Origin of the sequence: Serratia sp. C2(1) (assembly GCF_036352655.1) — a bacterium.
Taxonomy (GTDB): Bacteria; Pseudomonadota; Gammaproteobacteria; order Enterobacterales; family Enterobacteriaceae; genus Serratia; species Serratia inhibens.
Window position 1 is genome coordinate 3,105,579 of sequence record NZ_JAZFBA010000001.1, and the last position, 26,082, is coordinate 3,131,660.

The window sequence follows — 26,082 nt, forward strand, 5'->3', positions numbered from 1 at the left end:
AAATATTCGAATACAGGCAAAACCTGACGCAGGGGATCGCTCCCGTGCGTCAGGTTTTTTCGTTTTCAGCGCGCTGAAACAGCAGGGAACAACCATGAAAATCGCAAAAATACTTAATAATAACGCGGTGATTACCTTGGACGACCGTCAGGAAGAAACGGTGGTGATGGGTCGCGGCATAGGGTTTAAAAAGAAGGCCGGCGATCTGCTGGATGAAAATTTGATCGAGAAAATCTTCACGCCGAACGGCGGTGAGATGGGCGAGCGCTACAAAGAGCTGCTGGCGGAGATCCCGCTGGCCTGCGTGACCACCGCCGACAAAATCATCACCCTTGCCCGCCAGCGCCTGCCGGGCAAGTTGCACAACATCGTCTATATCACGCTGACCGACCATATCCACTTTGCGCTGCAGCGCCACACTCAAGGGCTGGACATCAAGAACGTGCTGCTGTGGGAAATCAAAAAGCTCTATCCGGCCGAGTTTGCCGTCGGGCTGGAAGCACGGGATCTTATCGCCCAGCGGTTGGGCACCGTCTTGCCGGAGGACGAGGCCGGTTTCATCGCCCTGCATCTGGTCAACGCCCAGTTGAACGACGAGATGCACAACACCCTGCACATCACCCGCGTGATGCAGGAAATCCTTAACATCGTCAAATACCATTTCCGCTTTGATTACAATGAAGAAGCGCTGAGTTACCACCGCTTTGTCACTCACCTGAAATTCTTCGCCCAGCGCCTGCTGGGGAAAAACTACGTCGACAGCGACGATGATTCGCTCTACCAGGTAGTGAAAGAGAAATACCGCGAGTCGTTCGCCTGCGCCGGCAAGATCAATCAGCACATCGAAAAGCATTACCAACATCAGTTAACCAGCGAAGAGATGATGTTTTTGACCATTCATATCGAGCGGGTGCGCAGCGAGAGCGAGGTGAAATAGGAGCAGCGGCAGCCCCTCAGTATGCGATCGCAAGGAGCGTCGTGGTGCGGCAATTGCCCACTGCGGATGGATTAAAGCGCGAACAGGTTCGCGCTTTTTGGTAAGGGTTACCCTTGCGGCCACAACCAGGCTGCGCCGCGCACGCCGCTGGAATCGCCGTGGATCGCTTTGCGTATCGGCGTTTCGCATTCGCCGCCGAATACCCAGGATTTCACCAACTGCGGCACGTGCTGATACAAGCGGTCTACATTGCTCATGCCGCCGCCCAGCACCACCACATCCGGATCGAATATATTGATCACATGCGCCAGCGATTTCGCCAGCCGCAGTTCATAGCGGCCGATGGCCCGCTCTGCCAGGGCATCGCCTTGCGCCGCCAGCGTCATAATCTCATGGCCTTTCAGCGGGTTGCCGCTCAGGCGTGCATAGTCGGTTGCGAAACCGGTGCCGGAGATAAAGGTCTCGATGCAGCCTTGCTTGCCGCAGTAACAAGGCACCTCGGTGCGAAAACGCAGCTCGTCGTCATCCATCCAGGGCAAAGGGTTATGCCCCCATTCGCCGGAAATACCGTTGCCACCGGAGTGCGCCTGCCCGTTAATCGCCACGCCCGCGCCGCAGCCGGTGCCGATAATCACCGCAAACACGGTTTTCTGACCGGCCGCCGCGCCATCGGTGGCCTCCGACACCGCCAAACAGTTGGCGTCGTTGGCGATGCGCACTTCACGCGCCAACATCGCCGACAGATCTTTATCCATAGGTTGGCCGTTGAGCCAGACCGAGTTGGCGTTTTTCACCCGCCCGGTATAGGGCGACAGCGTACCGGGAATCCCGACGCCGACAGAGCCCTGCTGCCCGGTATTTTCTTCCGCCAGCTTCACCAGGCCGGTGATTGCATCCAGCGTTTGCTGATAGTCATGACGCGGCGTCGCGATACGATGGCGGAACAGCTCATGCCCATCGTTGGCCAGCGCGATCACTTCAATTTTGGTGCCACCCAGATCGATACCAATGCGCACGATTTTTTCTCCTCAATGCACAACAACATTGCTACAGACTACTGTAACCGGCATGCAGGATCATCCCCTTGCCGCCGAATGTGACGGCGACGGCAATTTCCGCATCAGACCCCATACCGGCTACCGCTTATTAATTAGCCATCAGGTACACTGTTTTTAAAGGGTTCCACATAATAAATCCGGAGAGCAGCGATGAAACCTGCCGTACTGATCGTCGATGACGACCCCGCTATCTGTGACGTGCTCTGCGACGTGCTCAATGAACACGTATTTACCGTTCATGCCTGCCACCGGGGCAGCGAAGCGCTGGCCTTACTCAACCAGCAGCCTGACATTGCGCTGGTGCTGCTCGATCTGATCCTGCCGGATACCAACGGTCTGTTGGTGCTGCAGCAGATCCACCGCCTGCGCCCGGATTTGCCGGTGGTGATGCTGACCGGCCTCGGCTCCGAGTCTGACGTGGTGGTCGGCCTGGAAATGGGCGCCGACGATTACATCGCCAAACCCTTCAACCCGCGTGTAGTCGTGGCCCGCGCCAAAGCGGTGCTGCGGCGTACCGGCGCGCTGGCGCTGGAGCCGGTTGCCGCCGGCCAGAGCAAGCCCGAAGGCTGGCAATTCAACGGCTGGTGCCTGGACGCCGCTCGCTGCACCTTGCACAACCCACAACGGCAACCTGTCGATCTGACCCAGGGTGAATATGGACTGCTGCTGGCGCTGGTACAGCACGCACGCAAAGTGCTGACCCGCGATCGCCTGCTGGAATTGACCCACAGCGAAACGCTGGAAGTGTTCGATCGCACCATCGACGTACTGATCATGCGGCTACGGCGCAAGATCGAGAGCAATCCGCATCAACCCGAACTGATCCGCACCATTCGCGGGCTGGGTTATGTGTTCGCCGCCGACGTCAGCCAGCCGGTCGCTGCCGCCTGATATACGCCTGCAGTTCCGATAACGGCCGTGCGCCGTCGATAGCATTGGCGCACAGCAGATTGAAACGTGCGCAGGCGTGCGCCAGTTGCAAGGTCTCCACCAAAGGCCAGTCTTCATGGCTGGCGTACAACACGCCGGCGCAAAACGCATCCCCGGCGCCGACGCTGCCGACAATCTCGCCTTCGCTCAGGTGCCATGAGGGCTGCCAGCGCGCATCACCGCCGTTTTCCAGCCCGTACGCCCCTTCCGGGCAGTGGATCACCACCCGTCGCCGCACGCCGGCCTGCAACAGCTGCTGTGCGGCCTGGGCCATCAAATGCTGCTGTAAAGCGCCGTCGGCGGCACGCAGCGCCAACCCGGTAAACTCTCCGGCCTCCAGTTCGTTGATCACCAGGTAATCCAGCCAGCGCAGCGCCGGCAAGACCAGCGGCCGGTAGCGCGGGTCGCCCTGTCGTGATACCAGATCCAGCGACGTCCGGTAACCGCGCTGCTGCATCTGCGCCAGCAGCCGTGCGCTGCGGGTGCCGAATGCCTCATCCGGGCGATCCAGGCTGTCTAGCAGCAGCAGGTAACCGAGATGGAAAATTTTGTGTTCGCTGTGCACCCCGTCGAAGGCGTCCAGATCCAGCAGCCGGTTGGCGCCCGGCGCATGGAAGAAGGTTCGCTGCCCACCCGGCTCGGTCATCACCTGCGACATGGAGGTCATCGCCCCTTCGCTGCGCTGCACCCAGCGGCCGTCGACCCGGTGCTGCGCCAGCATCTGCATGATGTAGTCGCCGTCCGCGTCGCAGCCGATCAGCCCGATCGCCGCCAGCGGCAGCCCGGTTTCCATCCGCGCCAGCGTCAGCAGTACGTTAAGCGGCGCGCCGCCGGTACCGCGCTGGCTATGTTCAATCTCCACCAGCCAACCCGGCTGCGGCCAGTGAGCGATGTGATGTACGTGATCCACCAGCATATTGCCGGCCGAGACAATGCCATGGCGAATCATTACAACCGCCCGGCACTGCCGAAAATATGCATCTGTTGCTGCACCACTTCGCTAATCGACTGCTCCACCGCCAACAGCACCTCGGCGAACTCATCGTAAATTGCGTGGCGCTGCGTCATCCGCTGCTCAATCGCGCCGAGCGCCGCCTGAGACATGCCGGTATAAAAATTGATCTTGTGAATGCCCAGACCAATCGCCCGCTTGAAGTCGGCATCGCTGATGCCGGAACCGCCATGCAATACCAGCGGAATGCCGGCCTGCTGCCGGATCGCCGCCAGCCGGTCGAAATCGAGCTTCGGCTCGCCCTTGTATTTACCGTGCGCATTGCCAATCGCCACCGCCAGCGCATCGATGCCGGTCAACCCGACAAACTCACGCGCCCGCAGCGGATCGGTGAATTTATTGCTGTCGGCCTCGCCGTACAGCGCGCCACCTTCGTCGCCGCCGACCGCGCCCAGCTCAGCCTCGACCGAAACCCCGGCCGCGTGGCACATGCGCACCACTTCCTGCGTCTGGCGCACGTTCTCTTCATAGCTCAGGCCGGAACCGTCGAACATCACCGAACTGAAGCCCAGGCGCAGCGCCTGCACCACCGCCTCGAAATGCAAACCGTGATCCAGATTCAGCACCACCGGAATAGCGTGCTGCGCCGCTTCGCTTTTAATCGCCGCCACCAGCGACTCCAGCGAGACATACTTAAAGTGCACTTCGGCAATGTTGATAATAAACGGCGATCGCGCCGCCTCCGCGGCCGCAAACAGCGCGCGCAGAAAATGGCTGTCGAGCACGTTGAACGCGCCAAGCGCATAGCCGTGATCGCGAGCGTGCGCCAACCCCTGCGCCAGTGAAATCAGTGCCATAGCTGTTCTCCTTTAATCGATAAAGCGCGAATATTCGTTGCACAGCAGCCACTGCGGCGGCTGGTCTTCCGTGATGTGGCCAAAGCGGCTGAGCGGCGTCAGAAAGCGGTTGTCGTTGTCGTCGTCGTTGACCGTCGAGACTTCGCCCACCAGCACGTCACCAAAGCCCTCCTCCCCCCAAAAGCTGTGATAAATGCCCGGCGTCAGGCAGATACTTTCTCCCGGCGCCAGCCGCAGACGCGAACCGGCGGCATGGGACTGCCGGCATCCGTCCAGGGTAACGGTCACCGCCCCGTCGGCCAGCCGTTCATCGGTATCGGCGTTGTGCAGTTCGACGATCAGATTGCCGCCGCCGCGGTTGATGATGTCCTCGCGTTTGCGCCAGTGGAAATGCATTGGCGTCACCTGCGCTTCGCGGCAGTGCATGATCTTCTCCGCATAACATTTGGCGTAGGGCTGGCCGCCGGGCGAACCGTTGCGCAGCGTGAACAACGTCAGGCCAGTGTGCGCAAAGTCATCGCCACCGAATGCGGTGACATCCCAACCGAGTTTCAGATCGAAGACCTCCTGCCACGACTGACGATCGCGCTGCCGCCAGGCCGACGGGCTAAAATGGGCGAACGGTGGCAGGTGGACGTCGAAGCGGGCAAAAAAGTGCTGGGTTTGCTGCAGGATCCGGTTCACGGCGGAACGGTTCATGGCACCTCCGGGCGTGGTGATGTATAAGGGGGCCAGACTGAGCCGGCCCCTGGCGGCAGAAGGTTATTTCACCGTCCAGCCTTTGTAACCGCCGATATTGTTTTTATCGATCATGGTCACCGGGATCAGCACCGGGCCGGTTGGCGCGGGTTTGCCCTGCAGAATGTCGTAACCGATCTCGACCGCCTTGGCTGCCATCACCTGCGGATCCTGCGCCGGCGTCGCCACAAACAGCGAGTTGTCGCGTTTGAGCGCCTCTTCACCGTCCGGCGAGCCGTCTACGCCGACGATAAAGAACTCGCTGCGCTGCGCCTGCTTGGCCGCCAGATCGGCACCGATCGCCGTCGGATCGTTAATCGCGAATACGCCGTCGATCTTCGGATTGGCCGCCAGCAACGAGGTCATGATCTCCAGACCGCCTTCGCGGCTGCCCTTGGCGTTCTGGTTATAGGACAGCAGCTTGATATCCGGGTGTTTCTTCAGCTCGGTCATGCAGCCTTCCACCCGGTTTTGCACCGCAGAAACCGGCGGCCCGTTGATGATCACCACGTTGCCTTTCTCTTTCAGGCGATCGCTGATGTATTTACAGGCCATCGCCCCCGCCTGGGTGTTATCCGAAGTGATGGTGGCATCGGCCCCTTCCGCCGCCACGTCTACCGCCACCACCACGATGCCGGCGTCCTTGGCGCGCTTGACCGCCGGACCGATACCTTTGGAATCGGCGGCGTTGAGAATGATCATATCGACCTTGGCGGCGATGAAGTTGTCGATCTGCGCCACCTGCTGGCCAAGATCGTAACCGCTCGACACCAGCGTCACATTCACCTTGTCGCCGGCCAGCTCACGCGCTTTCAGCTCGGCGCCCTTGGTGATCTGCACAAAGAACGGGTTGGCCAGATCGCCCACCGTCACCCCGATCGATTTCAATTCTTTCGCCTGGACCACAGAGGCGCTGCCGAGCGCGGCGGTAACCAACAAAGCGGTAATCAATGGCTTGAAACGCATAGTGTTTTCCTCATTATTATCCAGATGTTATGAAGCACTGCGATTAGTGTTGATAGTTTCGGGTACGGTATTTATCAATCAGCACCGCTATGATGATCACCGCCCCTTTGATCACCAATTGCCAGAAATAAGAAACCCCCATCAGCGTCATGCCGTTGTTCAGGGTCGCGATAATCAGCGCCCCCACCAGCGTGCCGGTAATGGTGCCGATGCCGCCGACAAAGCTGGTCCCGCCGAGGATCACCGCGGCGATGGCATCCAGCTCATAACCCATGCCCAGGTTGCCGTTGGCGCTGTAGAGCCGAGAGGCGCTCATCACCCCGCCCAGCCCGGACAGCAGGCCGCTCATGCCGTAGACGAACAGCAGCACCGCGCCCACCTTGATGCCGGTCAGACGCGCGGCCTGTATATTGCCGCCCACCGCGTAGATATGAACCCCGAGCGTGGTGCGGCGCAGGATGAACCAGCACAGCGCGATCACCGCAAAGGCGATAATCACCAGCCAGGGAATCGGCCCCAGATAAGCATTGCCGATCCATTCAAAACTGATATTCGAGTTGATGATGGTGGTGCCGTCCGCCAGCAGATAAGCCGCGCCGCGCAGTGCGGTATAGGTACCCAACGTAACGATAAACGGCGGCAAACCGGCGTAGGCCACCAGAAATCCATTGAACAGCCCCATCCCCAGCCCGGCCAGCAACGCCAGCGGGATCGACAGCCCGGCCATGCCCGGCATCAGGGAAACCGCCATCGCCACCACCGCCGTGGTGCCCAGCATCGAACCGACCGAGAGATCGATGCCGCCGGTAAGAATGATAAAAGTCATGCCCGCCGCCAGCACGATGTTAATCGACGCCTGACGGGCGATATTCAGCAGGTTGGCATCGGTAAAGAAATTCGGCGCGACAAAGCCGAAAACCGCGACGATCAGGATCAGGATCGGCAGAATGCCGACGGTTTGCATCATATCGCCCATAAACGCCCGTTTCAGCGTGGGATTTTTTGCGCCAGGCGGCAGCGGATTCGAAGTCATGGCAGGCTCCTTGAGCGTACGGATTGAATTATTCATGGCCGGCGATTTCCACGGCTGTTTCGACGCCGGTAGCCAGCGTCATGATGTTTTCCTGAGTTATGTCGCTGCCGCTCAGTTCACCGGCGATACTGCCTTCGTGCATGACGTAAACCCGATCGCTCATCCCGACCACCTCAGGCAGTTCGCTGGAGATCATCAGGATCGCCACCCCCTGCTGCGCCATCTGGCTCATGATGCGGTAAATTTCGCTCTTGGCGCCGACGTCGACGCCGCGCGTCGGTTCATCGAGGATCAGAATGCGCGGGCCAATCGCCACCCAGCGTGAAATCAGCAGCTTTTGCTGGTTGCCCCCGGACAAGCCACCGGCGCGCACCTGAGCATGCGGCACACGGATATTCAGCAGGCCAATAGCGTCTCTGGAAATGCTCTGCGCCTTGCGGCGATTGAGCAGGCCATAGCGGCCATCGCGCTCCAGCGTGGCCATCACGATATTTTCATGGGCCGCCAGATCGAGAAACAGCCCCTGTTCCTTGCGGTTTTCGGTGAGAAAACCGATACCCAAAGCGATGGCGTCGCGCGGCGAATGGATATTGGCCGTTTTGCCGTCGATCTCCACAGTGCCGCCGCTCGCCTTGCGCACGCCGAAAATCAGCTGCGCCAGTTCGGAGCGCCCGGCGCCCACCAGCCCGGAAAGGCCGACAATCTCGCCGGCGCGCACCTGCAGGCTGACCGGCTTGACTTTCTTGCCGTCGGTCAGCCCGTGCAACGTCAGGCGCGGTTGGCCCACCGCAATCCCCTGTTCCTTATTGAACAAATCGCTCAGCGGGCGGCCCACCATCATGCGCACCAGCTCGCCGGCAGACAGCTTGTCGCGCGTCAGGCTACCGACGTACTGACCGTCGCGCAGCACGCTGACGCGATCCGACAGTTCATACACTTCCGCCATGCGGTGGCTGATGTAAATGATCGCCATGCCCTCATCGCGCAGGCGCTTGATCAGCTCGAACAGCCGATGCGTTTCACGCGAAGAGAGCGCCGCCGTAGGTTCGTCCATCACCAGAATGCGGCTGTTGCGATGCAACGCGCGGGCGATTTCCACCTGCTGCTGCTCGGCGATGGTTAATTTCATGACCCGATCGCCGGCGCTGAACTGCGCGCCCAGCCTGTCGATCACCTTCTGCGCTTCCAGCAACATCTGCCGGCGTTTCACCAGGCCGCCGCGCTGGATCTCGCTGCCCAGAAAAATGTTCTCCGCCACCGTCAGGTTGGGGGCCAAGTTCATTTCCTGGTAAATCAGCGTGATACCTGCCGCCAGGGCGTCTTTTGGCCCTTTGATGGCGAACGGCTGCCCATCGATAAAAATTTCCCCGCTGCTGGCGATATAAGCGCCGGCCAATATTTTCATTAACGTGCTTTTACCCGCGCCGTTTTCACCCATCAGCGCGTGGATCTCACCGCGATATACCGTCAGGTCGACGCCTTTCAGCGCATAAAACTGACCAAAACTCTTGGCGATGTTGTGCATTTCCAAAATCGGGGTCACGCTCATCGTCATACCTCAGGCTGCGGTTCGAATTAGATGCAGTTAACCACGCATAAATAAATGCAAAATGTCAGCGTCCGTTCATGTTTGTCATATTGTTAATGGAACGGGGATTTATACTGCGAACAGTCAGTTACGGGAGATACGATGCGCAGACTGCCTTTCCTTGCCGGTGCGCGTGGGCGCCTGCTGATGTTCAACCTGCTGGTGGTGGCGGTGACGCTGATGGTCAGCGGCGTGGCGATCGTCGGCTTTAAGCATGCGGGCAAGCTGCAGGAACAGGTGCAGGCGCAAACGCTGAAAGAGATGAACGGCAGCATGGCGCTGAGCCGGGATACGTCGAACGTCGCCACCGCCGCCATCCGGCTTTCGCAGGTGGTTGGCGCGCTGGAGTACCAGAGCGAATCCGCCCGGTTGAAACAGACCCAGTTGGCGCTGCAAGCCTCTCTCAACCGGCTGGCGGACGCCCCGCTGGCCCACAGCGAGCCGGCACTGGTCAAGCGCATCATCAGCCGCAGCAACGCGCTGGAAACCAGCGTGACCCGCATGCTGGAGCTGGGTCACGCGCGGCACCTGCAGCGCAACATCCTGCTCAGCGGGTTGTACCAGACGCAAAGCACGCTGCGGCATATCGCCAGCCTGAGCCAACGCGATAATCTGGACCAGCCTACGCAACCGCTGCTCGGCCAGCTTGATCGGCTGTTGGCGATCGCCATTCAGACCCCAACGCCCAAAGCGGCCGCCCAGCAACTCGACAGCGTAATGGCCTACTGGCCGCAGCACAGCGCGAATGCGCTGGTGGATGAGAAAATGCGACAGTTTCGCACCAGCGAACAACGCCTGTTGCCCGAAACGCTGGAACTGGAGCAAAGCGATCTGGCACTCGCCTATTATACCTACCATATCAAAGCGTTAGTCGCGATGCTCAACGGCGACATCAATCTGTACGTGCAGAAGGTGGCGAACGAGTCGGAGCTGCGCACCCACCAGACGCACCGTGAGCTCAGCTCCATCAGCGTATTTATCGGCCTGTTCGCCCTGCTGGCGTTGGTGATTACCGGTTTCGCCGGGCTGTATATCTACCGTAACCTCGGTTCGAACCTGACGGCGATCGCCAATGCCATGACGCGGCTGGCGCGCGGTGAGCGTGACGTCAGCGTGCCGGCGCTGCAACGCCGCGATGAACTGGGCGAACTGGCGCGGGCTTTCAATGTGTTTGCCCGCAATACCGCCTCACTGGAACAAACTTCTCGCCTGTTGAAAGAAAAAAGCACCCAGTTGGAAACCACTTTTCTGGCGATGCGCGACGGTTTTGCACTGTTTGATAACGACGGGCAACTGGTGGTGTGGAACCCGCAATACCCGCTGCTGCTGGGCCTGAACGAACACCAGTTGCACCGCGGCCAACACTACCGCGAATTGCTGCAGCACGTCACGCCGCCACAGGGCCAACGCTGGGAGGCGGTGCTGGCCAATCTGTCCAGTGAATTGCCGCAGCCGCAGGAACTGCGTCTGGATGACGGCCGCACCGTCGAACTGCGTTTCAGCCCGGTGCCCAACCGCGGGGTGGTGAACGTGGTGCTGGAGCGCACCGAGCGCAAGGCGCTGGAAGAGGCGCTGCTGCACAGCCAGAAAATGAAGGCGGTCGGTCAACTTACCGGCGGCCTGGCGCACGATTTTAACAACCTGCTGGCGGTGATTATCGGCAGCCTGGAACTGACCACCGGGCAAACGCAGGACGCGCAAACCGAACAACGCATCGCCCGCGCGCTGAAAGCCGCCGAACGCGGCGCGCAACTCACCCAGCGGCTGCTGGCGTTCTCGCGCAAACAGGCGCTGCATCCTCAAGCCATCGCGCTGCGCACGCTGGTGGAAAACCTGCAGGAACTGCTGCGCCATTCGCTGCCCTCTACGCTGTCGCTGACCATTGAGGCGCAACAACCCGGCTGGCCCGCGTGGATCGATGCCAATCAGTTGGAAAATGCGCTGATCAACCTGGTAGTGAACGCGCGGGATGCGATGGAGGGCCGCAGCGGGGTGGTGAAGATCCGCATCTACAACCAACGCGTGGTGCGCAGCAGCGGCAAAAAACAGGATATGGTGGCGCTGGAAGTGATCGACACCGGCTGCGGGATGTCGGAGGAAGTCAAGGCACAGGTGTTCGAACCCTTCTTCACCACCAAGGCGGTGGGTAGCGGCAGCGGGCTTGGTCTGTCGATGGTTTACGGTTTTGTCCGCCAGTCCGGCGGACGGGTGCAGATTGAAACCGCACCGGGCAAGGGCACGCTGGTGCGCCTGCAGTTGCCCCGGGCACCCATGCAGGCGGTAACGGAAGCGCCGCTGCAACCGCTCGACGACAGTGACGGCACCGATAATCTGGTGCTGGTACTGGAAGATGAAAACGACGTGCGCCACACGCTGTGCGAACACCTGCACCAGCTCGGTTACCTGACGCTGGACAGCGCAGACAGCCAGGAAGCGCTGGCGCTGCTGCGCCAGACGCCGGACATCGCACTGCTGATCAGTGACCTGATGCTGCCGGGGGAACTGAGCGGCGCCCAGGTGATTGAGCAGGCGCGGGAGATCAATCCGCACCTCAGCGCCTTGCTGATCAGCGGTCAGGATATGCGCCGCCACTCTCAGGGAGATCTGACTGAAGTTGAGCTGCTGCGCAAGCCTTTCAGCCAGCGGCAACTGGCGCTGGCGCTGCAACGGGCGCGGAGAAGAAACGCGGCCGGCGACGCAATTCAGAGGGAATGAGGCGATTTTTCGCCTCTGATTCGTTATCATGCCGCCCTGCTTTTGATGAACAAGCGTGCCGACTGCACGCCCAGCCAGGGACAACATTATGCTGTGGTTTAAGAATTTGATGGTTTACCGTTTGAGCCGCGAAGTTGCGCTAAACGCGGATGAAATGGAAAAACAGCTCAGCGCTTTTGCTTTCACCCCTTGCGGCAGCCAGGACATGGCGAAAACCGGCTGGGTCTCCCCAATGGGTTCCCACAGCGACGCCTTGACGCACGCGGTTAACGGCCAGATCGTCATCTGTGCGCGCAAGGAAGAAAAAATCCTGCCTTCGCCGGTCATCAAGCAAGAGTTGCAGGCCAAGATTGAGCGGCTGGAAGGCGAACAGCACCGCAAACTGAAAAAAACCGAGAAAGACGCGCTGAAAGATGAGGTGCTGCATAGCCTGCTGCCGCGCGCCTTCAGCCGTTTCAACCAGACCTTTATGTGGATCGACACCGTCAATGACCTGATCATGGTTGACGCCGCCAGCGCCAAACGCGCGGAAGATACCCTGGCGCTGCTGCGTAAAAGCCTGGGTTCACTGCCGGTGGTGCCGCTGACCATGGAAAGCCCGATCGAGCTGACGCTGACCGAGTGGGTACGTTCCGGCGAGCTGCCGGCCGGTTTTATCATTCAGGATGAAGCGGAACTGAAGGCGATTCTGGAAGATGGCGGCGTGATCCGCTGCAAGAAACAGAACCTGATCAGCGACGAAATTGCGGTGCATATCGAAGCCGGCAAGCTGGTGACCAAACTGGCGGTGGACTGGCAGGAACGCATCCAACTGGTGCTGGCGGACGACGGTTCGCTCAAGCGCCTGAAGTTTGCCGATGCGCTGCGCGAGCAGAATGACGATATCGATCGTGACGACTTTGCCCAACGTTTTGACGCCGATTTTATCCTGATGACCAGCGAACTGGCGGCGTTAATCAAGAACACCATCGAAGCCCTGGGCGGCGAAGCCCAGCGTTAAACACACAAAGGCGCAAATCACTGCGCCTTGCTCTAGATACGCCGCGTTTACAAAACAAACAGCATACCCAAATTAATTGGAGTTGCAGCTAGGCGGCAAGTGCGGGAGTCCCCAGGAGCTTACTCAAGTAAGTGACTGGGGTGACAAATCTGTCGGGAACAGATTTGAACGCTGCTTGCAGCGGCGCCAAAGGGGTGAGGCCCACGGATGGGCCGAATATATGCACGCAGCCAACAACGCTGCAGCTTCAAGTAAGAAGGGTATGGACTACTAACTTAAATAACGGCACAGATAGGCGGTTGCATCAGCAACCTGCAGGTTGAACTCACTGTGCCCCGGTACGAAGAACTTCTCACCCGGCATAAACACCTGCCAGTCCGGCGAGCCCGGCAGCAACACTTTCAACGCGCCGGTAATCACGGTCATCTCTTCCGGCTGGGCGGTGCTGAAGGTGTACTCACCCTCTTCCATCACACCGACGCTGGTAAGGCCGATGCTGCTACTATCGAAACCGATAGACTTCACTTTTCCGGCAAAATACTCGTTCACTTTCAGCATAAACTGGCACCCGCGTAATCAACTTTATGAGAAATCCATATTGGGGGATTGCGGTTGATCTGTCACTGGTTTTTCACGCGAAATGCGATCGTGGCGCAGAGTAAAATTCTGCCCGGCGATCGGCCGTCAGCCAGCCGTTCTGAATCCGCAACCCAAACGACGCCGAACCACCGCCTGACGGAGGTCGTCATAATATTTTATTAGCATTTGAATCAGACAATTAACTCCGCGGCCGCTACCCGTACCCCGGTTTTGTTTACGCGTTCGGCAAGGCCAATGCGCCCCCATTGCCGTAAGCAAAACGAAGAAAAAGAAACCGGCGTGACGCCGGCTTCCGTGAGGTGCGGATTAATCTTCCAGCGCCGGATCCTCGTAGCGATGCTTGGCGTCGAGCGCTTCCTGCTCGGTTGCGTGCTCACTGAGCAGCGTATTCGGCTCAATGTCGTCGGTGCGGACCTCAAAGCGATGCATATGCAAGCTGGGGTCGCCCCGGTCAACTTCGACTATCCGAGCGGTTCGCGGATAGCCTGGTCGGTTATTTTCGCGCATGCTGTTCTCCCGTGTGAATCACACAGGGTTAAGTATAGCAGCCGTGTTTACGCCGACACGCGTGACCCCAGATCGCAATCGCCATGTTCGCCTTCCAGCAGTTGCGTCAACTCATCACAGGCACAGATCTTGCCGTCACGTACGGTGAAATGCGCCAGCACTTTGACCAGGCTGCGACCACCGTCGCGCTTTTCCAACCGCACCTGATGGTGCGTCAGTACCGCCTCCCCCTGTCCGGCGACGGCGATAATGTCCAGCGTCATGCTGCGGGTGAGTTGCTTCAACAGGGCCATATGCTGCATAAATTGCGCATAATCGAGTACCTTGCCGTCCACCTGCTGGCGGTAATCTTCGCTGAACAGTTCAGCTATCAGCGTCGGCTGGTGTTGCGAGCAGGCCACCACCCGCTGCAAGGCGTCGAGCACCACGGCTCTTGAGGGATTTTCGTTCATGGAGGATCTCCAAAAATGGAATGACACGGTGATCCTAGCGGAAGAAAGTACTGGCATAATAACCGTATCTGGACTTTTTATACCGGTAATCGGCCAACATGATGATCCTGCGCAGAGAACGGCTTTTGCATGAGAAAAAACACCTCACGCCCTGGCACCACCATGCCGAAGGGCAGATCTACCTGTTAACGCACGGCATGATGGCGCTGGAAACCGCAGGGAGGCAATGGGCAATGACCGCAGGCAGTGTCGGCTGGTTACCGCCGTACTGCGCGCACCAGGCATTGGCCTGCGGTAACGTGGCGGGCTGGATCCTGTATCTGGGGGAACAACGCGGTGCGGCGCTGCCAGAGTCTCCCCGGCTGAGCGCCGCCTCGGCGCTGATTCAGGCATTGGTCGAGCGTATCGCGCAGTTTGCCGGGCAGCCGCTGAGTGCACCGCAACAGCGGATGTTGCAGGTATTGCTGGATGAAATGCACGCACAGGAGAATCCCCCGCTGCAACTGCCGCTGCCGCAAGATACGCGGCTGCTGAAAATCGCCCGCGCGCTGCTGAACGAACCTGCAGGGGATCGCACTCAGCGTGAATGGGCCGACTGGGCCGGGCTGAGCGTCCGCACCCTGAGCCGCCGTTTTATCGGCGAAACGGGCGTGACTTTTTCACGCTGGCGCCAGCAAGCCAAAGTGCTCCGCTCGCTGGAACCGCTGTCGCGGGGGGCGCCCGTCGGCCAGGTTGCCGCTGACTGCGGTTACGACAATGTCAGTGCCTATATCGCCGCCTTCCGCGAGCGTTTCGGCACCACGCCGGGAAACTATTTTACTCAGCGCCCTTTGGCAGCAGCGCCTGACGCGCCGCGTCGAGAAACTGTTCCGACAGCGCATCGCCGCGAGTAGCCCGCGCCAACGTCACCGCCCCCACCAGCATTGCCATCTGCACCAGAGCCTGCTGATGCCGCTGCTGTTCATCTTCCGATGACGACAGCGATTCCAGCCGCGCCAGCATCGATTTTGCGCCGCTCAGGTAGGCCTGGTGTACGGGTTTATCGGCCCCTTCTCGCGCCACGTCGCCGGCCAACGCGGTGACCATGCAACCTTCGGCGGGACAGTCCCGATGTTTCACGTCCAGGTAGTTGTCAACCAGGGTTTGCAACGTATGTTTGCCGGGCTGGCCGCTCAGCGCCTCCCAACGTTGGTCTGATTCCTCCGCCGCTCTGCGGCTGGCTACCGCCGCCAGCTCATCCTTGGAGGCAAAATGACCATAGAAACCGCCGTGGGTCAGCCCCACCGCCGCCATCAGGTCATTAACGCTGACGCCGTTCAGGCCACGTTCACGAAACAGTTGTGAAGACACCCGTTCAATCGCCTCGCGATTGCGTTCCATTTGTTGCTTTGATACCCGCGCCATGGTGTTTTCTCCTTATCAATCGGGCATCATCTTAGGCCATCCGTCGGCCACGCTCAATGATGATGCCCTTCATCAAAAGATTCAGGCGCGCGGAATGCGCAGCGCGGAAAAACTGTCGCTGTCACCGCCCTGTGCCCGTGCCAGCGTATCGGCAATCTGCCGGTGAGGCGTGCCGGGATCGATAGCGCTTACCCGATCCAAACGCGCCACTTGCTCTTCGCTCAGCGTCAGGTCGAGCGCCGCCAACGTATCGTCCAGTTGCGCTAACGTGCGCGGCCCCAAAATGGGGATCAGGCTGGTGCTGGAGTGCGCGGCCCGGTTTCGCAGCCAGGCAATAGAAACATGGGACGCTTGGGCGCCGTGTTCCTGCGCTATTGCCAGCACTTCATCCAGCAGCGCGGTATCTTTCTCGCTATGCACCAGGCGCCCCAGTTCGGTCAGCCGCCCGGCGTTGCTGTGGCGATATTTGCCGGTCAACAGGCCGCCGCCCAGCGGTGACCACAGCGTCGCGGCCATTCCCAGCGCTTCGGCCATCGGCAGCAGTTCGCGCTCGGCGGTGCGCTCCACCAGGCTGTATTCCACCTGAATGCCGGCGATGCGCGCCCAGCCGCGCAGCTCGGCCAGGGTATCCGCCCGGGCGATGCGCCAGGCCGGGAAATTGGACAGCCCGGCGTACTGAATCTTGCCGGCGCGAGTCAGATCGTCAAACGCGCGCACAACCTCCTCCAGCGGGGTCAGGTTGTCGGAGAAATGCGCCCACAGCAGATCGATACGATCGGTTTTCAGGCGTTTCAGGCTGGCCTCCACCGAAGAAATCATGTTTTTACGGCTGTTGCCGGTACGCGAAATACTTGCTTGCGGCATTGCACCCAGCGTGTATTTGGTGGCGACGACGAAGCGATCGCGATCGGTGGCGATAAATTCCCCCACCATGTGCTCCGACTGGCCAAACTGATAGGCATCGGCCGTGTCAATGAAATTGCCGCCGGCGTCGACGTAACGATCGAATACCTGCCTGGCCTCTTCTTTTTCCGAGCCGTAACCCCAGCCGGTGCCAAAGGTGCCGGTGCCCAGAGCCAGTTCGGCAACGCGCAGGCCGGTGTTGCGACCAAAGGGGGTGTATTTCATGCATAGCCTCGCAATTAGCTTGAGTTGAACATTATAAATGATGGGTGACATTCATTTATATATGTCATCCATCATTTATAAAAGCAAGCGTGATTTATCGTCAGATCGGAAAAAACCAGGGGGAGAAAACAGAGTATTGGGCACAACACACTGTGCCCAAAGGAGAAACTGCGGTGGATTATTTTACCGTTTCGCGCTGCAGCGCCGAGAGGATTTGTTCGACCACCTGTTGCGGGTTGCCGGTGCCATCCATGACAAAGTGCGCGGCCTCCTGATACAGCGCTTCACGCGCCGCCAGCACTTCCAGCATTTCTTCGGCAATCGGACGGCCGGTGAGCGTTGGGCGTTGCGCGTCCTGCGGATACTCTTCCAACCGCTGCGCCAATACGCCCGCAGGCGAACGCAGATAAATCACGGTGCCGTGCTGGCGCATGAAGCGACGATTCTCTTCCGCCAGGATCACGCCGCCGCCGGTGGCAACTACAGTTGACGGCTGAGTCACCGTTTGCAGGGCAATGCTTTCACGCTGGCGAAAACCCAGCCAGCCTTCATGCGCAACCATTTCCGCCACGCTCATTTGCGCGGTCTGCTGCATAAACAGATCGGTATCGGTGAATTGATAGCCCAGTGCCTGCGCCAGCGCGCTGCCCACCGTGGTTTTACCGGCTCCGCGAGCGCCTACCATGAAAATGGTTTGTGTCATTACGGGTTGTCCCTTATACGGTGACTTGAGTGCATTTGTACGCCTGAAAACCGGCGCGCAGATCGTGCGATGGCGTGGTTGCTTGCATCATACCGCCATCAGTCTGTATTTCAATATTTACGACAGTGTAAATTCCATTGCACAGCGGCTACCGACAACAAATCCCTGCGCCGCCTCTTCGGCAAGCCGTTGACGCAGCGGCACGCTGAGCCGTTCGGCTGGGATCGGCCGGAACCCTAACCGCTGGTAGTAAGGCGCATTCCAGGGCACGTCGATAAAGGTCGTCAGCGTCAGGCGCTCCGCGCCCCGCAATTTGGCCTGTGCGGCAACCTCGGCGATCAAACGCCGGCCAATGCCCCGCCGTTGCCAGTTAGCGGCCACCGACAGCTCGGCGATGTGCCAATCCTGCTGCTGCGGCAATATGGCGATAAACCCGGCCGCTTCACCCGACGCGCTTTCAGCCAACCATTCCCGCTGATGCTGAATAAAATCAGCATGCTGTTGCCGGCTCATGACCGGGCCATCGGCAAGAAAACGCCACGTCGGTTGCTGCAGAAACAGCTGCGCCGCCGAGCGCTCAATGGCAATCAGTTGGGTGATATCCTGCGGTTGCGCTAAACGAACGGGCAAACTCATCGGGTTCTCCTTAACGGCCGGGCGGCGAGGCGATATAACCCAACGTCGGTATCGATCGCACAAGTAGCCACGTTTGCGTTATTCGTTATTCAACTGGCTCCAGTAGGTGCCTGAAAAAGGTAACGGCAAAAATTGCTGGTATAGCTGCTTAAAGGTCTGCTGCGGATTAATGTCTGCAAACAGATCCGGGTAGAAGGCTTTGGCGAACATCTCGACCGCCACGACATGATACGGGCTGAGGTAGAAGTTGTGCCAAATACTCCAGGCCTGGTGATTCTTTATCGCTTTCAGGTTGGCAAGCATCGGCTGTTTTTGCATGATCATGCGGAAGCTTTCATCAGCCTCCCGCTGGGTAACCAGCGGCCCAAGGCGCAGATCGGAAAAACGCTTGCCCTGCGGCCCGGCCATGCCGGTAGCGATGTAGATGTCGGGATTGGCAGTCAGGATGGTTTCCGGATTCAGCTCGCCGTACACGCCCTTGATGCTGGCGTTGGCGATATTGTCGCCGCCGGCAAAGGCCAGCAGATCGCCAAGATTGCCATGCGCCGCAGTGGTGCAGCAGGTCTCGCGCCGCCCGAGGTGCAGATGCAGCATCACCTTGGGTTTGGGCCCCTGGTAGCCGGCCAACCGCTGCCGGATCACCGCCATATGCTGCTGATAGAAACTGATGAACTGCTCCGCCCGCTGCTGGCGGTTGAGTACGTCGCCCAGCAGACGGACGCTCGGCACGGTATTGTTCAGCAGATCAACCCGCAAATCGACGTAGATAACCGCAATACCGGCCTTGTTCAGCGCCGTTAGCAGAAAATCACTGTCGCCCTCCTCGCGTGCGTAACGCGCCAGAATCACCAGATCCGGCTTCAGTTGGATCAAATTTTCGACGTTAACCTGGCGGAAATTGCCCTTGCTGATGGAAGGGATCGCCTTGATCTGCGGGAATTTTTGCGTATAGAGTTGCCAACTTTGCGCATCATAACGCGCCATGTCTTCCGGCCAGCCGACGACGCGCTGGGCAGGATTGCCCGGCTCCAGCAGCGCCAGGGTATACAACATGCGGCTTTCACCCAACACGATGCGCTGCGGGTTATCCGGCACGTTGACCTGTCGGCCGGTAATGTCGGTGACCATTTTCGCCTGGGCACTAAAAACGCCGAGCAACAGGGAAAGCAGCAGTAAAACGAAAGGATTGCGCATGAGTGGGCCGGAGGCAGCTAAAAGATGGGTGCATGATAATTACTCTCATTAACAGTTTCAATTGATAACGCGCGCAGGGCAGGACAAATCCGCCGAATCACGGTGTTTCGGCGCCGATAAATGCAAAACCGCGGTAAATGTGGTTTTCTACAGTAAAAATCAGCCGTTAAAAATGGCGAGATGGGGAAATCCGAGGAGCACAGATGAGCCAACGTATTGTTTCGCTAACGGAATGCCCGCAGTACAGCGATGTTTGCGCCGCATGGGCCTTTGGCCAGTGGGGCTCGCAGCGAGGCGGCTCGCTGGAGCGCACGCGCCAGCGTTTTGCCCTGTGCACTCAACCGAGCGAAGACTATGTCACCCTGTTGATACTCGATGGCGAACGCCCGCTGGGCATGGCCAGCCTGTGGCCGAGCGACGATCATCAACGAAGGGATCTGTCCCCCTGGCTGGCGGGGGTTTTTGTTCATCCCGATCACCGGCGCCAGGGCATTGCACAGCGTCTGGAAGCCGCTATCGTGCAGTTGGCCCGCCAACGCAACCATCCCGTCTTGCACCTGATCACCGACAAATCAGAGGCTTTGTATGCGGGCTGGGGCTGGCAAACTATCGAACGCCGCCGGCAATATGATGGCGAAGTGGTGGTAATGGAGAAAAAACTGTAGCTAACGCGGCGTGCAGATATATACCAATGCCGGCGGGAAGTTACGCACCACTCGCACCCGCTTCCAATGAAAATAGCGCGACAACAGCTTTTCCGACAGGTGGCTGTACTGGAACAACACCAGAGTGCCGCCACGTGCCCGCAACCGCTGCTGGGCTTGCTGCAGAATACGGATGCTGATTTTAACCGGGATCGACAGCAGCGGCAGGCAGGAGAACACCACATCATAGTCGCGGGCCATCTCTTCTGCGGAACGGTCCATAACGTGCAGACGGCGATCGTCAATCTTGCGCAGCCGATGCACGAAATTAGGCTGGATCTCAAACGCCTCGAGCGAGGCATCGGCGCGCATACGCCCCAGAATGCGTTTGGTGAGCACCCCATCCGCGGCACCCAGTTCGGCAATCGACAAGGCGCCAGTCCATTCGATCTGATTCAACATCGCCTGACACAGCCAGGGGGAAGAAGGCGCCAGAGTGCCAATGGTGCGCGGTGAAGCCATAAACTGCTGGAGATAGGAAAAGTGGTTCTTCAGTTGCAGCCGTGTCGCATTTAACATTGGGGGCCTCCTTTAGGTTGAGTAGCCACCAAATCTGCCCTCAATTTCTTAAGTATTCATTAACATGAATCCGAAAGCCACCGAAACAGTTGTAATAAAATGCGACCAGCAGGTGCCAAAAACGTGAAACGGTTGCGGCAATAATCTTAGGGTAATCAAACGACAGCATTACCGGTCAGATTATCTTCCGCAACCGTTTATTTTATCGGCCACCTGGCGGCGGCCAAATAATTATTTTCAACCCACTTTTTAACGATAAATTTCTGCATTACCGCGCCAGTTGCTGGAATCTCCCGGGGTGTCCAGGGCGATAATACGGTAATGGCTTGCGCCATCCGCCGCGGCTTTTTCTTTCAGCGCATGAACCGCGTCGCCCGGTGAACCGCTGATGCCGGAAACCGACACCACACCGATGCTCTGCAGGTTGCTTGCCTGCTCGCTGTCAATCTGTTTTACCGCTGACAGTGGCGCGGCGAAAGAGGAAAATGAAGCGGCTGCGATCAGGACTGCTGCGATACCAGGTAATAGTTTCATGATTAACTCCAGATGTTTTTGTTTATTTTCTCTATCAGTGGGGTTAATTATCCGCCTGGCTGTGCAAAGCGACGTCATTCAATGTAAAGAACATCAATCATTGTGAGGGGAATAAGGAGGAAGTGCGTACACCGATGTCCTGCAAGAATAACTCTGCGCCTGCTGAGAAAACGTTACTGCTGCCCGCCTTCAATTAAAATCCCGTTGTCCACCCTAATATAAAAATCTTCATTTTTAAGAATTTTCTCCTCTCAATTCCCCCCTGAACTACGCTGTTTTCTGAAGGTTATCACTTTAGAAGGACTCTCTATGTCGCAAACCTTACTGCGTGTGCGTGATGGTCGAGGCGCGTCGGTTTCGTTCTCGGAACTGTTGTTCGATCTGATCTACGTTTTTGCCGTTACTCAACTTTCCCACTACCTGCTGCACCACCTGACGCTGGCCGGCGCGCTGGAAACCTTGTTGCTGTGGTTTGCCGTTTGGCTGGCCTGGCAATACACCGCCTGGGTGACCAACTGGTTTAATCCGGATACCCGCCCCATTCGTATCCTGCTGTTCGCCATCATGCTGCTGGGGTTGTTCGCCGCCTCCGCGCTGCCGCAGGCGTTTGGCGAACGCGGGCTGATATTCGCATTGTTCTACGTGGCGATTCAGGTGGGCCGCTCCTGGGTGGTCCTGAACCTGCTGGAGGCCGCTCACCCGCTGAAGCAAAACTTCCGCCGTATTCTGGGCTGGATGTGCATTTCGGCGGTATTTTGGCTCCTGGGCGGGCTGGCGGAAGGCCATAGCCGGCTGCTGCTGTGGGCGCTGGCGGTGCTGTGCGAATACGTTTCACCGATGTTCGGTTTCCGCCTGCCGGTACTGGGCCGCTCCGACAGCCGCAGTGAATGGACCATAGAAGGCCATCATCTGGCGGAACGCTGCCAGCTGTTCGTGATCGTGGCGCTGGGAGAAACCATTCTGATTACCGGCTCTACCCTCAGCGAAATGGAAACCTGGACAGTGCCGGCGCTGATCGCCTCGCTGGTGGCCTTTATCGGAAGTCTGGCGATGTGGTGGGTCTATTTCGATACCAGCAGCAAAGCCGGCAGCCACGCCATCAGCCAGGCGGAAAATCCCGGCCAGTTGGGTGCCAACTTCCACTATGTGCATGTGGTGCTGGTCGGGGCAATTATCGTCTGCGCCGTCGCCAACGAACTGGTGATCGCCCATCCCGATGGCCATATCGACAACGTGATGGCGGCGGTATTGCTCCTCGGTCCGGCCATTTACCTGCTCGCCAACGCCTTGTACAAACGGCTGGTGTATCGCCGCTTCCCGCTGTCGCACCTGGTAGGCCTGATCGCGCTGGCCGTGCTGACGCCCATAGCTTACCTGACTGATTTGCTGATGGTGAACGGACTGACCACGTTGATTATGGTGGTGGTCGCGGTGTGGGAGAGCATCGCGCGGGGCAGAGCGCCACAGCAACAAAACGGCGCGTCCGTATGACAAAAGCGGACAGGGGGCGTTGTTTCCCCCTGTCACGGCAGTTACTTCAGCGGTTGCGGCAGTGTCAGCACCCACAGTTCGCTCAGTGATTCCGGCTTATCCAGCGGCCGGAGTTCGATGCTCGTCGACACGGCTTTACCGTCAAGGGTCAAACCTCCCTGCTTATCCAACTGGTAATCGCCGATTTTCTTGCCCTTGGGCTCAGCGTTCACCAGCTTGGCCTGCAGACCGAAATCGTTATCGTTAATCACCGCCAGCGTGCGCTCGTCGATCAGCGTCAGGCCTTCCACTTTTTCCTGCTGCCAACCCAACTTGCGCAGATCCACCACTTCACGCTTTTGCGCCAGTTTCACGCCGCGCTTGGCGAGCTCCTTGGCATCGTCAAACTCCAGCGCTTTGTCCTTGCCGTCGAAGGCCGTCAGATCGGTCGCCTGGCTGAGATCGACCAGGTAGATTTTGTTAATCATCTGCTTGTCTTTATCGCTGCCCTGCTCAATCAACAGGATATGCTGGTTGTCCACCGCCACGATGTCGCCGACTTTGGCATCCTTGGCCTTGTTATAGCTGTCGATATCAATCGGGTAGCCGTACATCGCCGTTTTGCCGCTGGCCGGATCAAAACTGACCAGGCGAGTAAATTGCGCTTTGTTCTTGCTCTTGCCGTCGACGTCCAGCGTGCTTTGCACCGCCGCCAAAATGCGGCCATCCGGCAGGCGGGTGATGCCCTCGAAGCCCCGATTCGGCTGGCGCCACTTGATAATGTTCGGCAAACCACCGGCCACCGCCTGCTCCCCTTTCTGCGGCGCAGGGCCGTATTTGGCGAGGATCTTGCCTTTGTTGTCGATATGGATCAGGAAGGGGCCGTATTCGTCGCATAACCAATAGCCACCGTTACCGTCGGCCGTGATGCCTTCGGTATCCAGCCCACGCCGATCGCTCGGCAAGGTTTTGAGCGTATCGCTCAGCGCCACTTCGTTGGTGGACCCAATCAGCCCGCCCGGCAGCGGCAACCCGCTGACAGGCCCCTGTTCGTCATGCAATGGGCGCTGATTGCCGGCCACGGCTTTCCCGCCACCTACGCGAATATCCATCAGCAAGGGAACAAACTCGGGGTTGGCAAAGATTTTGGCTTCCTGTTCACCGACCGCAGGCGCATCGGCGTTAGGGCCGCGATCGGTGACGGTGGTCAGCAGCAGATCCTTGCCCTCACGCTTATTGAACACCAGGCCGGAGCCGATACCCACCGGTAATCCCTGCGGAAAATGCTTGGCGAAAGCCCCCTGATAGCTTACGTGTTCACCGCCGGGAAAGCTGACGACATAGCGCTCTACCTCAACGTCGGCGGCATAAGAGATCAGAGGAAACAACGAGGTGATTAACAGCGAAACCGGTTTTATTTTCATGGTTATGGCTCAGAGTCAAGGGAGTGAAGTTCGCAGCTTGCTAAGGTATTAACCTAGCATGACATTCTGATGACAGCCCCGCTAATGTCATGAATCCTGGCACTAATTCAATATGGCAAATAGGAATCAACAATTAACCGCGGCGCATTCAATGGAAAAAACAGGTGGAAATTTAAATTTTATTACGGTCAGCCCCCACTAAAAACAGAACCAACGTTTAAGCTTAGGGTAAATTCTTATAAGAAAGATAAAAAAATAAACAAACGCACGAAAAACCGGAAAAATATAGCCGAATTCGCATAGACAAAACTAATTGACGGGGATTTAATACCCGCCGTTATTTAAGGTGCATTAAGAAAATCCTGATAGAAACCTGCATTAATTGAGAAAGGTGTTCTATAGTTTTTAGTGCTAACGATCGTTAGTATTTTCCGTAGGATGGAGTTTATGTCAAAGCGACTATTTGCTGAATTTTTTGGCACATTTTGGTTGGTGTTTGGTGGTTGTGGCAGTGCGGTATTAGCTGCAGCATTTCCACAACTGGGTATTGGTTTTGCCGGTGTGGCACTCGCTTTTGGTTTTACCGTAGTCACAATGGCGTATGCCGTTGGGCATATTTCTGGCGGGCACTTTAACCCGGCCGTTACCGTGGGATTATTTGCCGGTGGCCGTTTCCCGGCCAAAGACGTGATTCCCTATGTGATCGCTCAGGTCATCGGCGGCATCGCTGCTGCGGCCGTGCTGTATTTGGTTGCCAGCGGCAAAGCGGGCTTTGATCCAACCGGCGGCGGCTTTGCCTCCAACGGCTACGGCGAACATTCACCGGGTGGCTATTCTCTGCAATCCGCCATTGTTATCGAATTGGTCCTGACCGCATTCTTCCTGATTGTTATTCACGGCGTGACAGATAAGCGTGCGCCGGCAGGGTTTGCCCCTTTGGCTATCGGTCTGACATTAACGCTGATTCACTTAATCAGCATTCCGGTAACCAATACCTCCGTTAACCCGGCGCGCAGTACCGGCGTGGCAATATTCCAGGGCACCTGGGCATTGCAACAGCTTTGGGTATTCTGGCTGGTGCCGTTAATCGGCGGTGTCGTCGGTGGCCTGATTTATCGCTGCCTGCTGGAAGACAAAAAGTAATTGATACCCTGTCAGGGCAGCCATTATATCCACTGAATTTCAGATCGAAGTCTGAAAAACAAAGGGGATATTGGCTGCCCTGGCGTCATTTATCCTCTGACTGCTTCAAACATCATAATGTCGCTGGTGAAAGAGCCGTCAGACTGAATGGCAAAGTGCTGAAGCACGTCTTCAGAAACCCCCTGCTGCAACGCACGAATGGCGGTAACGAAGTGCTCCGGCGTACGCATACGCGCCACCCAACTGCCGAACTCCAGATACAACCGATCCGAAGTCACTTCCCGCACCACCAGCCCAGCCTCAGTCAGTAGGTTCAGCCATTCACCCGGCGCATAATTGCGCACATGCGAAGTGTCGCGCAGCACCTCAACGGTTTGCAGATAAATATCCAACAGCGGGTGCCCCGGTGACACCACATCCATAAAGATCGCCACACCGCCCGGTTTCAGCACGCGTTTCACTTCGCGCAGCGCCTGGCCCACGTCATGCCAGTGGTGTGCCGAATAACGGCTGATCACCAGGTCGAAGTCGGCATCGTCAAACGGCAGCGATTCCGCCACGCCCTGCTGTACCCGAATATTGTTCAGCCCTTTATCCGCGGCCGCCTGGCTAACGACCTCCAACATCTGCGCGGACAAATCATAGGCCACTACCTGAGCCACTTTCGCCGCCGCCGTAAAGCTGGCGTGCCCGGCCCCGCACCCCAGATCGAGCAGCCTGGCACCGGCATGGGGCTCCAGCAATGTTGCCAGACGCTGCAAATCTTTACCCTGCGCATGCACCGCGCTGGTCAGGTAGGCGGCGGCCTGCTCGCCGAACTGACGATCGACCGCATTTTTATGACTGTTGCTGATGCTCATGTTTGCTCCTGTTATTGTCAGGCTTGCGCC

27 protein-coding genes are annotated in these 26,082 nt (G+C 58.3%); 8 read left to right on the top strand and 19 right to left on the bottom strand.

Translation table 11 applies throughout. The features are described 5' to 3' along the window. Nucleotides 1–94: 94 nt before the first annotated feature. Entirely contained in the window at nucleotides 95–937 is an 843-nt protein-coding gene (gene licT, locus V2S86_RS14615; protein WP_330762973.1) for a BglG family transcription antiterminator LicT, read from the top strand. A 107-nt stretch (nucleotides 938–1,044) separates the two neighbouring features. Here the strand turns inward: licT and mak are convergent, their stop codons facing one another. Continuing rightward, nucleotides 1,045–1,953 carry a fructokinase gene (gene mak, locus V2S86_RS14620; RefSeq protein WP_330762974.1) on the bottom strand — a complete coding sequence of 303 codons (909 nt, stop codon included), beginning with the start codon at nucleotides 1,951–1,953 and terminating at the stop codon, nucleotides 1,045–1,047. Nucleotides 1,954–2,145: 192 nt separating this feature from the next. Between mak and V2S86_RS14625 the strand changes: the two genes are divergently transcribed. Then, the gene (locus V2S86_RS14625; protein WP_330762975.1) at nucleotides 2,146–2,886 is read left to right on the top strand and encodes a response regulator transcription factor; all 741 of its coding nucleotides are present in this window, start codon (nucleotides 2,146–2,148) and stop codon (nucleotides 2,884–2,886) included. On the opposite strand, the gene V2S86_RS14630 is transcribed toward V2S86_RS14625, so the two are convergent. From V2S86_RS14630 to V2S86_RS14655, 6 genes are all read right to left on the bottom strand, one after another. Further along, complete coding sequence (locus V2S86_RS14630) at nucleotides 2,861–3,874, bottom strand: carbohydrate kinase family protein (protein ID WP_330762976.1); 1,014 nt, start codon at nucleotides 3,872–3,874, stop codon at nucleotides 2,861–2,863. The two genes, V2S86_RS14625 and V2S86_RS14630, sit on opposite strands and share 26 nt — an antisense overlap. Next, nucleotides 3,874–4,734 carry a ketose 1,6-bisphosphate aldolase gene (locus V2S86_RS14635; protein WP_330762977.1) on the bottom strand — a complete coding sequence of 287 codons (861 nt, stop codon included), beginning with the start codon at nucleotides 4,732–4,734 and terminating at the stop codon, nucleotides 3,874–3,876. Before V2S86_RS14635 ends, V2S86_RS14630 begins: the two co-directional genes overlap by 1 nt. Nucleotides 4,735–4,746: 12 nt before the next feature. Next, nucleotides 4,747–5,433 carry a D-lyxose/D-mannose isomerase gene (locus V2S86_RS14640; RefSeq protein WP_330762978.1) on the bottom strand — a complete coding sequence of 229 codons (687 nt, stop codon included), beginning with the start codon at nucleotides 5,431–5,433 and terminating at the stop codon, nucleotides 4,747–4,749. Between the two features lie 63 nt (nucleotides 5,434–5,496). Further along, nucleotides 5,497–6,438 (bottom strand): ABC transporter substrate-binding protein, encoded by a 942-nt coding sequence (locus V2S86_RS14645; protein ID WP_330762979.1) that lies wholly within the window; start codon nucleotides 6,436–6,438, stop codon nucleotides 5,497–5,499. Between the two features lie 43 nt (nucleotides 6,439–6,481). After that, nucleotides 6,482–7,471: an ABC transporter permease subunit gene (locus tag V2S86_RS14650; protein WP_330762980.1), complete on the bottom strand. Its 990-nt coding sequence runs from the start codon at nucleotides 7,469–7,471 to the stop codon at nucleotides 6,482–6,484. Between the two features lie 28 nt (nucleotides 7,472–7,499). Continuing rightward, nucleotides 7,500–9,020, bottom strand: coding sequence for a sugar ABC transporter ATP-binding protein (locus tag V2S86_RS14655; RefSeq protein WP_330762981.1), 1,521 nt, complete (start codon nucleotides 9,018–9,020; stop codon nucleotides 7,500–7,502). Between the two features lie 141 nt (nucleotides 9,021–9,161). Here V2S86_RS14655 and V2S86_RS14660 point away from each other — a divergent pair, with 141 nt between their 5' ends. Both V2S86_RS14660 and rdgC read left to right on the top strand, forming a co-directional pair. After that, on the top strand, nucleotides 9,162–11,774 hold the full coding sequence (locus V2S86_RS14660; RefSeq protein ID WP_330762982.1) for an ATP-binding protein: 2,613 nt from the start codon (nucleotides 9,162–9,164) through the stop codon (nucleotides 11,772–11,774). An 88-nt stretch (nucleotides 11,775–11,862) separates the two neighbouring features. Then, nucleotides 11,863–12,774 (top strand): recombination-associated protein RdgC, encoded by a 912-nt coding sequence (gene rdgC, locus V2S86_RS14665; RefSeq protein WP_006321205.1) that lies wholly within the window; start codon nucleotides 11,863–11,865, stop codon nucleotides 12,772–12,774. 270 nt (nucleotides 12,775–13,044) lie between these two features. Here rdgC and ppnP read toward each other — a convergent pair whose 3' ends face one another. The 3 genes from ppnP to V2S86_RS14680 form a co-directional block, all read right to left on the bottom strand. Then, the gene (ppnP, locus tag V2S86_RS14670; RefSeq protein WP_212558700.1) at nucleotides 13,045–13,332 is read right to left on the bottom strand and encodes a pyrimidine/purine nucleoside phosphorylase; all 288 of its coding nucleotides are present in this window, start codon (nucleotides 13,330–13,332) and stop codon (nucleotides 13,045–13,047) included. Between the two features lie 348 nt (nucleotides 13,333–13,680). After that, nucleotides 13,681–13,881, bottom strand: coding sequence for a YaiA family protein (locus V2S86_RS14675; protein WP_330762983.1), 201 nt, complete (start codon nucleotides 13,879–13,881; stop codon nucleotides 13,681–13,683). 47 nt (nucleotides 13,882–13,928) lie between these two features. Continuing rightward, nucleotides 13,929–14,333 carry a nuclear transport factor 2 family protein gene (locus tag V2S86_RS14680; protein ID WP_330762984.1) on the bottom strand — a complete coding sequence of 135 codons (405 nt, stop codon included), beginning with the start codon at nucleotides 14,331–14,333 and terminating at the stop codon, nucleotides 13,929–13,931. Nucleotides 14,334–14,431: 98 nt separating this feature from the next. Between V2S86_RS14680 and V2S86_RS14685 the strand changes: the two genes are divergently transcribed. After that, nucleotides 14,432–15,226, top strand: coding sequence for a helix-turn-helix domain-containing protein (locus V2S86_RS14685; RefSeq protein WP_330762985.1), 795 nt, complete (start codon nucleotides 14,432–14,434; stop codon nucleotides 15,224–15,226). Here the strand turns inward: V2S86_RS14685 and V2S86_RS14690 are convergent. The 5 genes from V2S86_RS14690 to V2S86_RS14710 form a co-directional block, all read right to left on the bottom strand. Next, entirely contained in the window at nucleotides 15,150–15,737 is a 588-nt protein-coding gene (locus V2S86_RS14690; protein WP_330762986.1) for a TetR/AcrR family transcriptional regulator, read from the bottom strand. The genes V2S86_RS14685 and V2S86_RS14690 overlap by 77 nt on opposite strands. Nucleotides 15,738–15,818: 81 nt before the next feature. Continuing rightward, nucleotides 15,819–16,865, bottom strand: a complete 1,047-nt coding sequence (locus V2S86_RS14695; protein ID WP_330762987.1) for an aldo/keto reductase — start codon at nucleotides 16,863–16,865, stop codon at nucleotides 15,819–15,821. A 178-nt stretch (nucleotides 16,866–17,043) separates the two neighbouring features. After that, the gene (gene aroL / locus V2S86_RS14700) at nucleotides 17,044–17,568 is read right to left on the bottom strand and encodes a shikimate kinase AroL (protein ID WP_330762988.1); all 525 of its coding nucleotides are present in this window, start codon (nucleotides 17,566–17,568) and stop codon (nucleotides 17,044–17,046) included. Nucleotides 17,569–17,685: 117 nt separating this feature from the next. Then, complete coding sequence (locus V2S86_RS14705) at nucleotides 17,686–18,204, bottom strand: GNAT family N-acetyltransferase (RefSeq protein ID WP_330762989.1); 519 nt, start codon at nucleotides 18,202–18,204, stop codon at nucleotides 17,686–17,688. 78 nt (nucleotides 18,205–18,282) lie between these two features. Further along, nucleotides 18,283–19,398 (bottom strand): ABC transporter substrate-binding protein, encoded by a 1,116-nt coding sequence (locus tag V2S86_RS14710; RefSeq protein ID WP_330762990.1) that lies wholly within the window; start codon nucleotides 19,396–19,398, stop codon nucleotides 18,283–18,285. A gap of 203 nt (nucleotides 19,399–19,601) precedes the next feature. Here V2S86_RS14710 and V2S86_RS14715 point away from each other — a divergent pair, with 203 nt between their 5' ends. Further along, entirely contained in the window at nucleotides 19,602–20,063 is a 462-nt protein-coding gene (locus V2S86_RS14715) for a GNAT family N-acetyltransferase (RefSeq protein ID WP_330762991.1), read from the top strand. Here the strand turns inward: V2S86_RS14715 and V2S86_RS14720 are convergent, their stop codons facing one another. Beyond that, nucleotides 20,064–20,621, bottom strand: a complete 558-nt coding sequence (locus V2S86_RS14720; protein WP_330762992.1) for a class I SAM-dependent methyltransferase — start codon at nucleotides 20,619–20,621, stop codon at nucleotides 20,064–20,066. A gap of 249 nt (nucleotides 20,622–20,870) precedes the next feature. Next, nucleotides 20,871–21,155 carry a YdgH/BhsA/McbA-like domain containing protein gene (locus tag V2S86_RS14725; protein WP_330762993.1) on the bottom strand — a complete coding sequence of 95 codons (285 nt, stop codon included), beginning with the start codon at nucleotides 21,153–21,155 and terminating at the stop codon, nucleotides 20,871–20,873. A gap of 309 nt (nucleotides 21,156–21,464) precedes the next feature. Between V2S86_RS14725 and V2S86_RS14730 the strand changes: the two genes are divergently transcribed. Beyond that, a complete protein-coding gene (locus tag V2S86_RS14730; protein ID WP_330762994.1) occupies nucleotides 21,465–22,646 on the top strand; it encodes a low temperature requirement protein A in 1,182 nt (393 codons plus the stop codon). A gap of 41 nt (nucleotides 22,647–22,687) precedes the next feature. Here V2S86_RS14730 and V2S86_RS14735 read toward each other — a convergent pair whose 3' ends face one another. Next, nucleotides 22,688–24,049, bottom strand: coding sequence for an esterase-like activity of phytase family protein (locus V2S86_RS14735; protein WP_330762995.1), 1,362 nt, complete (start codon nucleotides 24,047–24,049; stop codon nucleotides 22,688–22,690). Between the two features lie 447 nt (nucleotides 24,050–24,496). Here V2S86_RS14735 and aqpZ point away from each other — a divergent pair, with 447 nt between their 5' ends. Then, the gene (gene aqpZ, locus V2S86_RS14740) at nucleotides 24,497–25,192 is read left to right on the top strand and encodes an aquaporin Z (protein ID WP_330762996.1); all 696 of its coding nucleotides are present in this window, start codon (nucleotides 24,497–24,499) and stop codon (nucleotides 25,190–25,192) included. Between the two features lie 89 nt (nucleotides 25,193–25,281). On the opposite strand, the gene V2S86_RS14745 is transcribed toward aqpZ, so the two are convergent. Continuing rightward, nucleotides 25,282–26,052 (bottom strand): class I SAM-dependent methyltransferase, encoded by a 771-nt coding sequence (locus V2S86_RS14745; protein ID WP_330762997.1) that lies wholly within the window; start codon nucleotides 26,050–26,052, stop codon nucleotides 25,282–25,284. Between the last annotated feature and the right edge of the window lie 30 nt (nucleotides 26,053–26,082).

What these genes read in the sequence shown, in the direction of transcription:
- licT (WP_330762973.1), top strand. Translation starts at nt 95, where the DNA reads ATGAAAATCGCAAAAATACTTAATAATAACGCGGTGATTACCTTGGAC.
- V2S86_RS14625 (WP_330762975.1), top strand. Translation starts at nt 2,146, where the DNA reads ATGAAACCTGCCGTACTGATCGTCGATGACGACCCCGCTATCTGTGAC.
- V2S86_RS14630 (WP_330762976.1), bottom strand. Translation starts at nt 3,874, where the DNA reads ATGATTCGCCATGGCATTGTCTCGGCCGGCAATATGCTGGTGGATCAC.
- V2S86_RS14635 (WP_330762977.1), bottom strand. Translation starts at nt 4,734, where the DNA reads ATGGCACTGATTTCACTGGCGCAGGGGTTGGCGCACGCTCGCGATCAC.
- V2S86_RS14640 (WP_330762978.1), bottom strand. Translation starts at nt 5,433, where the DNA reads ATGAACCGTTCCGCCGTGAACCGGATCCTGCAGCAAACCCAGCACTTT.
- V2S86_RS14645 (WP_330762979.1), bottom strand. Translation starts at nt 6,438, where the DNA reads ATGCGTTTCAAGCCATTGATTACCGCTTTGTTGGTTACCGCCGCGCTC.
- V2S86_RS14650 (WP_330762980.1), bottom strand. Translation starts at nt 7,471, where the DNA reads ATGACTTCGAATCCGCTGCCGCCTGGCGCAAAAAATCCCACGCTGAAA.
- V2S86_RS14655 (WP_330762981.1), bottom strand. Translation starts at nt 9,020, where the DNA reads ATGAGCGTGACCCCGATTTTGGAAATGCACAACATCGCCAAGAGTTTT.
- V2S86_RS14660 (WP_330762982.1), top strand. Translation starts at nt 9,162, where the DNA reads ATGCGCAGACTGCCTTTCCTTGCCGGTGCGCGTGGGCGCCTGCTGATG.
- rdgC (WP_006321205.1), top strand. Translation starts at nt 11,863, where the DNA reads ATGCTGTGGTTTAAGAATTTGATGGTTTACCGTTTGAGCCGCGAAGTT.
- ppnP (WP_212558700.1), bottom strand. Translation starts at nt 13,332, where the DNA reads ATGCTGAAAGTGAACGAGTATTTTGCCGGAAAAGTGAAGTCTATCGGT.
- V2S86_RS14675 (WP_330762983.1), bottom strand. Translation starts at nt 13,881, where the DNA reads ATGCGCGAAAATAACCGACCAGGCTATCCGCGAACCGCTCGGATAGTC.
- V2S86_RS14680 (WP_330762984.1), bottom strand. Translation starts at nt 14,333, where the DNA reads ATGAACGAAAATCCCTCAAGAGCCGTGGTGCTCGACGCCTTGCAGCGG.
- V2S86_RS14685 (WP_330762985.1), top strand. Translation starts at nt 14,432, where the DNA reads ATGATGATCCTGCGCAGAGAACGGCTTTTGCATGAGAAAAAACACCTC.
- V2S86_RS14690 (WP_330762986.1), bottom strand. Translation starts at nt 15,737, where the DNA reads ATGGCGCGGGTATCAAAGCAACAAATGGAACGCAATCGCGAGGCGATT.
- V2S86_RS14695 (WP_330762987.1), bottom strand. Translation starts at nt 16,865, where the DNA reads ATGAAATACACCCCCTTTGGTCGCAACACCGGCCTGCGCGTTGCCGAA.
- aroL (WP_330762988.1), bottom strand. Translation starts at nt 17,568, where the DNA reads ATGACACAAACCATTTTCATGGTAGGCGCTCGCGGAGCCGGTAAAACC.
- V2S86_RS14705 (WP_330762989.1), bottom strand. Translation starts at nt 18,204, where the DNA reads ATGAGTTTGCCCGTTCGTTTAGCGCAACCGCAGGATATCACCCAACTG.
- V2S86_RS14710 (WP_330762990.1), bottom strand. Translation starts at nt 19,398, where the DNA reads ATGCGCAATCCTTTCGTTTTACTGCTGCTTTCCCTGTTGCTCGGCGTT.
- V2S86_RS14715 (WP_330762991.1), top strand. Translation starts at nt 19,602, where the DNA reads ATGAGCCAACGTATTGTTTCGCTAACGGAATGCCCGCAGTACAGCGAT.
- V2S86_RS14720 (WP_330762992.1), bottom strand. Translation starts at nt 20,621, where the DNA reads ATGTTAAATGCGACACGGCTGCAACTGAAGAACCACTTTTCCTATCTC.
- V2S86_RS14725 (WP_330762993.1), bottom strand. Translation starts at nt 21,155, where the DNA reads ATGAAACTATTACCTGGTATCGCAGCAGTCCTGATCGCAGCCGCTTCA.
- V2S86_RS14730 (WP_330762994.1), top strand. Translation starts at nt 21,465, where the DNA reads ATGTCGCAAACCTTACTGCGTGTGCGTGATGGTCGAGGCGCGTCGGTT.
- V2S86_RS14735 (WP_330762995.1), bottom strand. Translation starts at nt 24,049, where the DNA reads ATGAAAATAAAACCGGTTTCGCTGTTAATCACCTCGTTGTTTCCTCTG.
- aqpZ (WP_330762996.1), top strand. Translation starts at nt 24,497, where the DNA reads ATGTCAAAGCGACTATTTGCTGAATTTTTTGGCACATTTTGGTTGGTG.
- V2S86_RS14745 (WP_330762997.1), bottom strand. Translation starts at nt 26,052, where the DNA reads ATGAGCATCAGCAACAGTCATAAAAATGCGGTCGATCGTCAGTTCGGC.